The sequence below is a fragment of the Streptomyces sp. NPDC001941 genome, assembly GCF_040296945.1.
GTDB lineage: Bacteria > Actinomycetota > Actinomycetes > Streptomycetales > Streptomycetaceae > Streptomyces.
The window spans coordinates 92,809-100,095 of the sequence record NZ_JBEOYE010000030.1; the positions used below are offsets into that span (position 1 = coordinate 92,809).

At 74.0% G+C, this 7,287-nt stretch carries 6 protein-coding genes; 4 read left to right on the forward strand and 2 right to left on the reverse strand.

Annotated elements, in window-relative coordinates; translation table 11 throughout:
- Positions 1 to 40: 40 nt before the first annotated feature.
- A complete protein-coding gene (locus ABT160_RS21350; RefSeq protein ID WP_351649281.1) occupies positions 41 to 1,027 on the reverse strand; it encodes a GlxA family transcriptional regulator in 987 nt (328 codons plus the stop codon).
- 71 nt (positions 1,028 to 1,098) lie between these two features.
- Here ABT160_RS21350 and ABT160_RS21355 point away from each other — a divergent pair, with 71 nt between their 5' ends.
- The gene (locus ABT160_RS21355) at positions 1,099 to 2,466 is read left to right on the forward strand and encodes an MFS transporter (RefSeq protein WP_351649282.1); all 1,368 of its coding nucleotides are present in this window, start codon (positions 1,099 to 1,101) and stop codon (positions 2,464 to 2,466) included.
- A gap of 55 nt (positions 2,467 to 2,521) precedes the next feature.
- Here ABT160_RS21355 and ABT160_RS21360 read toward each other — a convergent pair whose 3' ends face one another.
- Positions 2,522 to 4,045 carry an aldehyde dehydrogenase (NADP(+)) gene (locus ABT160_RS21360; protein WP_351649283.1) on the reverse strand — a complete coding sequence of 508 codons (1,524 nt, stop codon included), beginning with the start codon at positions 4,043 to 4,045 and terminating at the stop codon, positions 2,522 to 2,524.
- 91 nt (positions 4,046 to 4,136) lie between these two features.
- Here ABT160_RS21360 and ABT160_RS21365 point away from each other — a divergent pair, with 91 nt between their 5' ends.
- The 3 genes from ABT160_RS21365 (at position 4,137) to ABT160_RS21375 (ending at position 7,111) form a co-directional block, all read left to right on the forward strand.
- Complete coding sequence (locus ABT160_RS21365) at positions 4,137 to 4,907, forward strand: IclR family transcriptional regulator (RefSeq protein WP_351649284.1); 771 nt, start codon at positions 4,137 to 4,139, stop codon at positions 4,905 to 4,907.
- Positions 4,908 to 5,102: 195 nt separating this feature from the next.
- Positions 5,103 to 6,545 carry a peptidoglycan D,D-transpeptidase FtsI family protein gene (locus tag ABT160_RS21370; protein WP_351649285.1) on the forward strand — a complete coding sequence of 481 codons (1,443 nt, stop codon included), beginning with the start codon at positions 5,103 to 5,105 and terminating at the stop codon, positions 6,543 to 6,545.
- Positions 6,546 to 6,712: 167 nt separating this feature from the next.
- Positions 6,713 to 7,111 carry a hypothetical protein gene (locus ABT160_RS21375; protein ID WP_351649291.1) on the forward strand — a complete coding sequence of 133 codons (399 nt, stop codon included), beginning with the start codon at positions 6,713 to 6,715 and terminating at the stop codon, positions 7,109 to 7,111.
- Positions 7,112 to 7,287: the final 176 nt, after the last annotated feature.

The window sequence follows — 7,287 nt, forward strand, 5'->3', positions numbered from 1 at the left end:
GTACGCTCCTACGCCCCTGGCAACACCGCCCCGCCCCGCCTCATTCCGCCCCGGCACCGGCTGTGACCGGGAGCACCAGACGGCTGAACTGCGCCCGGTAGGCGCTCGGGGTCAGCCCGGAGCGGCGCAGCAGGTGCAGGCGCAGCGAGTCCGCGGTGCCCAGGCCGCTGGCGCGGGCCACCCGGTCCATCGCGAGACCGGTGGTCTCCAGGAGTTCCTTGGCCCGCTCGACGCGCTGGTGCAGCAGCCACTGCAGCGGGCTGACGCCGGTCTCGGCGTGGAAGCGGCGCGAGAGGGTGCGCACCGACACCCCCGCGTGCCGGGCCAGGTCGGTGAGGGTGAGCGGCTCGTCGAGGTGCTCCATCGTCCAGGCGCGGGTGGCGGCGAAGGAGGCGCCGCGCTCGGGCGGCAGCGGGGTCTGGGTGAACTGGGTCTGGCCGCCGGGACGCACGGGGGCGACCAGGGCGAGCCGGGCGACGGTGTTGGCGACGGCGGCGCCGTGGTCGGTGCGGATGATGTGCAGGCACAGGTCGATGCCCGCCGCGTAGCCGGAGGAGGTGAGGATCGGGCCGTCCTGGACGTAGAGGACGTCGCCCTGGAGCCGCACGCCGGGGTGCGCCTCGCCGAGCGCGTCGCGGTAGGTCCAGTACGTGGTCGCGGCCCGCCCTTCGAGCAGCCCGGCCGCCGCGAGCGCGAAGGCCCCGGTGCAGATGGAGGCGATCCGCTTGCCCGCCGCGGCGGCCCGGCGCAGCGCGTCGAGGATGCGCGGGTCCGGCTCCCCCGGCTGCGCGCCGGAGCCCGCGAGGATCACCGTGTCCGCCTCGTCGACGGCGTCGAGGCCGCGCGGGACGACCAGGTCGAGGCCGCCGGTGGTGGCGACGGGGCCCGGTTCGGGCGCGCAGATGACGGTCTCGTACCCCGGCCGCCCACCGGTCTCGGCCTTGCCGAAGAGCATCTCCGGGATGGACAGGTTGAACATCGACACGGGGGGCGCGGCGATCACCGCGACCCGCTGTGGACGTGACATGGCCAGAACCTCCGGTCATCTGGCATTCGGGCCACTACTGTACGGCCGCCAGGATCGCGAGGGTGGGTGTCATGCCTACGACGACCGCCCGCAACCGTCCCGCTCCCGCTCCCGCCCCCGGCGGGCGCTCCCCCGCCGTCGCGCTGACCACCGCGATGCTCGGCTTCGCCCTGATCACCCTGGACACGTCCGTGGTGAACGTGGCGCTGCCGGCGATCGGCGCCGACCTGGGCACCGGCCTCAGCGGGCTGCAGTGGGTGGTGGACGCCTACACCCTGGCGTTCGCCGCGCTGCTGCTGTCCACCGGCGCGCTCTCCGACCGGGTCGGCGCGAGCCGGGCGTACGCGGCCGGGGTCGTCGTCTTCACCCTGGCCTCGGCCGCCTGCGGCCTGGCCCCCGGGCTGTCCTCGCTGGTCGCGGCCCGGGTGGTGCAGGGCGTGGCGGCGGCGGTGATGCTGCCCGCGTCGCTCGCCCTGGTGCGCGAGGCGTACGCCGATCCGGCGCGGCGCGGGCGCGCGGTGTCGCTGTGGGCCGCGGGCGGCACCGTCACGGTGGCCCTGGGGCCGGTCGCGGGCGGGGCGCTGACCAGCGCCTGGAGCTGGCGGGGGATCTTCTTCATCAACCTGCCGCTGGGGCTGCTGGCACTGGTGCTGCTGGGCCGGGTGGCCCGTTCGGAGCGCAGGCCCGCGCCGCTGGACGTGCCGGGGCAGCTGGCGGCGGTGGTGGGGCTGGGCGCGCTGACGTACGCCGCGATCGAGGGCGGCACCGCGGGGCTGTGGGCGCTGGGGGTGGCCGTGGTGGCGTTCGCCGCGTTCCTGGTGGCCGAGGCGCGGAGCCCGCACCCGCTGGTGCCGCCGGGCCTGCTGCGCTCGGCGGGGGTGGCGGTGCCGCTGGCGGCCGGGGCGGCGGCGAGCGTGGCGTTCTACGGCATGGTCTTCGTCCTCGGCCTCTACTTCCAGCAGGTGCTCGGCCTGTCGGCGCTGGGCGCGGGGCTGATGTTCCTGCCGATGACCGCGCTCCTCGCGGGGGTGAACCTGCTGTCGGCGCGGGTGGCCGCCCGGCGCGGCCCGCGCCTGCCGATCGTCACCGGGCAGGCCGTCGCGGTGCTCGGCCTGCTGGCCCTGCTCGGCGTGGACTACGGGGACCCGGACCTGTCCCGCCCCCTGCTCGCGGTGCTGATGGTGCCGCTCTCGCTGGGCGTCGGCTTCGCGCTGCCGCCGCTGATCGCCGCGATGATGGAGGCCGTCCCGGCCGAGCGCGCGGGCACGGCGGCGGGCCTGCTGAACGCGGTGCGGCAGACGGCCGGGGGCCTGAGCATCGCGGTGTTCGGGTCCCTGGTGGCGGGCGGGTTCGCGACCGGTGTGCGGGCGAGCCTGCTGGTCAGCGCGGTGCTGCTGGCGGTGACGGCCCTGGCCTCGACGCGGCTGCCGCGCCGCTGAGGAGGCCGGGGCCGTCACCGCCAGCTGAGGAGGCCGGGGCCCGTGGCACCGCCGCTCACCGTGCCGGGTCCGGGACCCCGTTCACCCGGCGCGGCACCCGCAGCGGGTTGGCGTCGTGGAGCTCCGGCGGGAGCAGGGACTCGGGCGTGCTCTGGTACGTCACCGGGCGCAGCCAGCGCTCGATCGCGGTGATGCCGACCGAGGTGGCGGTGGAGGTGGCCGCCGGGTAGGGGCCGCCGTGGTGCTGGGCGGGGGCGACCGCGACGCCGGTGGGCCAGCCGCCGACCAGGACCCGCCCGGCGAGCGGGGTGAGCGCGGCGAGCAGCTCGGGGGCGCCGGGCTCGCCGTCGGCGGCGTGCAGGGTGGCGGTGAGGTTGCCGGGCAGCCGGGCGAGGACGGCGAGGGCCTCCTCGCGGGAGGCGTAGCGGGCGACGACGGTGACCGGGCCGAAGCACTCCTCCAGGAGCGCGTCGTGGCGCCCGGCGCGCGTCAGGCGGGCGGCGGGGACGGTGAGGAACCCGGCGCTGACGGTGTGCTCGCCACCGGCCCCGGGGGTGACGGGCGCCGCCACGTCCGGGAGCGCGGCCCGTTCCCGTACGCCCTCGACGAAGGCGTCGCGCATCCGGTGGTCCAGCATCACCGCGGGCTCGCCCTGGCTGACCGCGTCGGCGAGGGACTTGAGCAGCTGCTCGCCCGCCTCGCCGTCCGGTACCAGGACGAGGCCGGGCTTGGTGCAGAACTGCCCGGCGCCCAGGGTCATCGACCCGGCGAGCCCGGCCCCGAGCTCCGCGGCGCGCTCCTCGGCGGCGGCCCCGGTGACCACCACCGGGTTGAGGGAGCCGAGTTCGCCGTGGAACGGGATCGGCACCGGGCGGGCGCAGGCCGCGTCGTACAGCGCCCGGCCGCCGCGCACCGAGCCGGTGAACCCGGCGGCGGACACCAGCGGGTGGCGCACCAGCTCGACCCCGGCGGCGAAGCCGTGCACCAGCGAGACCACGTCCTCGGGCAGCCCGTGGCGGGCGGCGGCCCGGCGCAGCACCGAGGCGCAGAGCTCGGAGGTGGCCGGGTGGTCGGGGTGGGCCTTGACCACGACCGGGCACCCGGCGGCCAGGGCGCTGGCGGTGTCGCCGCCGGGCACCGAGAAGGCCAGCGGGAAGTTGCCGGCGGAGTAGACGGCGACGACGCCGAGCGGCACCTTCCAGCGGCGCAGGTCGGGCCACGGCGGGGTGCGCGCCGGGTCGGCGTGGTCGATGCGCACGTCGAGGTGGGCGCCCTCCTCGACGGCGTCCGCGAAGGCCCGCAACTGGGCGGTGGTGCGGGCGAGTTCACCGGTGAGCCGGGTGGGCCCGAGGGCGGTCTCGGCGTCGGCGGCCTCGATCACGTGGGCGCGCGCCCCGTCGAGCAGGTCGGCGGCGGTGCGCAGGAACGCGGCGCGCACCGGCCGGTCGGCCAGCGCGGGCAGCGCGGCGTGCGCGGCCCGTACGGCCCGGTCGACCTCGGCGGCCGTGGCCTCGATCGCGACCTGTTCCCGCGGCTTCCCCGTCCGGGGGTCCACACTCCACACTGGTTCTGCTGCCACCGCGACGCCCCTTGTTCGCTATTCTGAACACGGTTCCTGTTGATGAATGCGTGGGGACTCTATTAACGGGCGTTCGAAGGGGTCAAGGGCGATGTCTGCTACCGATTCTGGCGGAGCACAGGTCAAGTCCGCGGTACGGACGGTGGAACTGCTCGAGTACTTCGCCGGGCGCCCCGGGATGCACTCCCTCGCCGCGGTCCAGGAAGCCGTCGGCTACCCCAAGTCCAGCCTGTACATGCTGCTGCGCACCCTGGTGGAGCTGGGCTGGGTGGAGACGGACGCGACCGGGACGCGGTACGGGATCGGCGTGCGGGCGCTGCTGGTCGGCACCTCGTACATCGACGGCGACGAGGTCGTCGCGGCGGCCCGCCCGACCCTGGACCGGCTCTCCGACGACACCACCGAGACCATCCACCTCGCCCGCCTGGACGGCACGAACGTGGTGTACCTGGCCACCCGCCAGTCGCAGCACTACCTGCGGCCCTTCACCCGGGTCGGCCGGCGGCTGCCCGCCCACTCCACCTCGCTCGGCAAGGCCCTGCTGGCCACCCACACCGACGAGCAGGTGCGCAAGATGCTGCCCGAGACGCTGCCCGCGCTCACCGAGCACACCATCACCGACCGCGAGCGGCTGATCGAGGAGCTGCGCCTGGTGCGCGAGCAGGGCTTCGCGGTGGACCGCGAGGAGAACACCCTCGGGCTGCGCTGCTTCGGCGTGGCGGTGCCCTACCGCACCCCGGCGCGCGACGCGATCAGCTGCTCGGTGCCGGTGGCGCGACTCACCCCGGGCCACGAGCAGATGATCAAGGACGCGCTGTTCGACGCCCGCGACCGGCTGACGCTGGCGACCCGGCGGCTCTGAGGCGCGGGCCCGGGACACGGGGACACGGGTCCGGTGCACGGCCCGCGGACGGCCCGCACGGGGGCCGGAAACCGGACACGGGGCCGGTAAGTGACATAGCCCACGCACGCCCCTGACCTGCACACTCTGAGGATTTCCTAAGAAGGGGCCGGAGAGCGGAACGATTCACCCCGCCTCCCTCGTCCCACCTGTGGGATGAACAAGACGATCAGGAACGCCTCGGTCTTCTGCCTGCTCCTGGTGCTCGCCCTGCTGGTGCGTGCGACCTGGGTGCAGGCGTACCAGGCCCAGGCCCTCGCGGACGACGACCACAACCGGCGGAAGATCATCGCGCAGTACGCGCAGCCGCTCGGTGACATCATCGTGGCCGGCTCACCGGTCACCGGCTCCAAGAAGACGGAGGGCAGCGACCTCGCGTACAAGCGCGTCTACAAGGACGGCGACCTGTACGCGGCCGTGACCGGATACAGCTCCCAGGCCTTCGGCACCACCCAGCTGGAAGGCATCTACTCGGGCATCCTGGACGGCACCGACAACAAGACCAAGGACCCGCTGGACCTGCTCACCAACAAGCAGGCCTCCCCCGGCGACGTCCTGACGACCATCGACCCGGCGGTCCAGAAGGCCGGCTACAAGGCGCTCGGCAACAAGAAGGGCGCCGCCGTCGCCATCGACCCCAAGACCGGCCGCATCCTCGGCATGGTGAGCACCCCCTCGTACGACCCGTCGAAGATCGCCTCGATCAACGACGGCAAGGCGTGGAAGGAGCTGACCACCGACAAGGACAAGCCGATGGTCAACCGCGCCATCCGGCAGCCGGTGGCCCCCGGCTCCACCTTCAAGCTGGTCGTCGCGGCGGCCGCCCTGGAGGACGGGCTCTACAAGGACGTGAACACCCCCACCAAGAGCCCGCTGCCGTACATGCTCCCGACGACCCGCACCCCGCTGACGAACGAGAACAAGTCGGCACCCTGCGAGAACGCCACGATCCGCGTCGGCCTGCAGTACTCCTGCAACAACGTCTTCGCCAAGATGGCCGACGACCTGGGCAAGGAGAAGCTGAAGGCGATGGCCGAGAAGTTCGGCTTCAACGACCAGAAGCAGGACGTGCCGATCCGCGCCTACGCGAGCGTCTACCCGGAGAAGGCCGACCGCCCGCAGGTCGCGCTCACCGGCGTCGGCCAGTTCGACGTCACGGCGACCCCGCTGCAGATGTCGATGGTCTCCGCGGCGATCGCCAACGGCGGCGTCATGAAGACCCCGCACCTGGTGGAGAAGGTCCTGGACGGCGACGGGGACACCGTCGAGCAGGAGAAGACCGGCGAGAAGCGGATCGTCTCCGAGGGCACCGCCGAGCAGCTGCGCAGCGCGATGCAGACGGTGGTCAACGAGGGCACCGGATCCAGCGCCAAGATCGACGGCGCCGAGGTCGGCGGCAAGACGGGTACGGCCCAGCGCGGTGTGAACAACAAGGACACGCCGTACGCCTGGTTCACCTCGTACGCCAAGGGCTCGGACGGCAAGGAGGTGGCGGTGGCGGTCTTCATCGAGGACTCCGGCGCCGCCCGCGCCGAGGTCAGCGGCAACGGCCTGGCCGCGCCGGTCGCCCAGAAGATGATGAAGGCCTACCTCAAGTAGGCCCGTCCCAAGTCGGGACCGAACCGGGGGAATCCGGCGGAAGTAGAAGCTTCAACCGGACCCCGGTGACGGGGCGGGGCGGCGCGCACGATATGCAGGGGCACGTCAAAGTCCCTTGCGTACGGAGAACTTCAGTGCGGCTGCCCCGTTCCTTGTCCGGCTGGACCATGGCCGTCTTCGGCGTGATCGCCGCGGCGCTCGGCGTCGTGGGGCTCGTCTCCCCCGACACGATGATCTCGGGCATGGGCTTCGACCCGGTGCCCGCCGCAGAGCGCGCCGACAACGATGGCACCCTGACCTTCATCACGGCCTCCTCGATGGCCGCGGTGAACATGGGCGCCTACTACGTCCTGGCCGCGATGGCCGACTGGAAGGCGTTCTTCCTCTGGACCGTGCCCTTCCGGCTGCTCACCTTCACCGTGTTCACGGTGGCCGTGGTGACCGGCCGGGCGCCGTCCGGCTTCCTGGGCGTCGGCATCTGGGAGGGCGTGGGCGCCGTGCTCACCGGCCTGGCCCTGGCCTGGGAGCGGCGCCGGCGGACCGGGACCGCCCCCGCCTCCGCCTGACGCCCCCGCGCCCCCCGGTCCGGGGGGGCCCGGCGGGGGGGGGCCGGGGCGGCCGGGCCCGCTGCCCGGGCGGGGGCGGGGGGCGGGGCGGGCCAGCACCAACTATCACGGGCGCGAACACAAAACCCCCCTCGAGCCGGTCCCACCCCCCGCCCAACACCAACAAGGCCACAAAA

Bases quoted from the DNA above. Each gene is read 5' to 3' on its own strand.
- ABT160_RS21365 (WP_351649284.1), top strand. From the start codon at position 4,137: ATGTCTGCTACCGATTCTGGCGGAGCACAGGTCAAGTCCGCGGTACGG.
- ABT160_RS21355 (WP_351649282.1), top strand. From the start codon at position 1,099: ATGCCTACGACGACCGCCCGCAACCGTCCCGCTCCCGCTCCCGCCCCC.
- ABT160_RS21370 (WP_351649285.1), top strand. From the start codon at position 5,103: ATGAACAAGACGATCAGGAACGCCTCGGTCTTCTGCCTGCTCCTGGTG.
- ABT160_RS21375 (WP_351649291.1), top strand. From the start codon at position 6,713: ATGGCCGTCTTCGGCGTGATCGCCGCGGCGCTCGGCGTCGTGGGGCTC.
- ABT160_RS21350 (WP_351649281.1), bottom strand. From the start codon at position 1,027: ATGTCACGTCCACAGCGGGTCGCGGTGATCGCCGCGCCCCCCGTGTCG.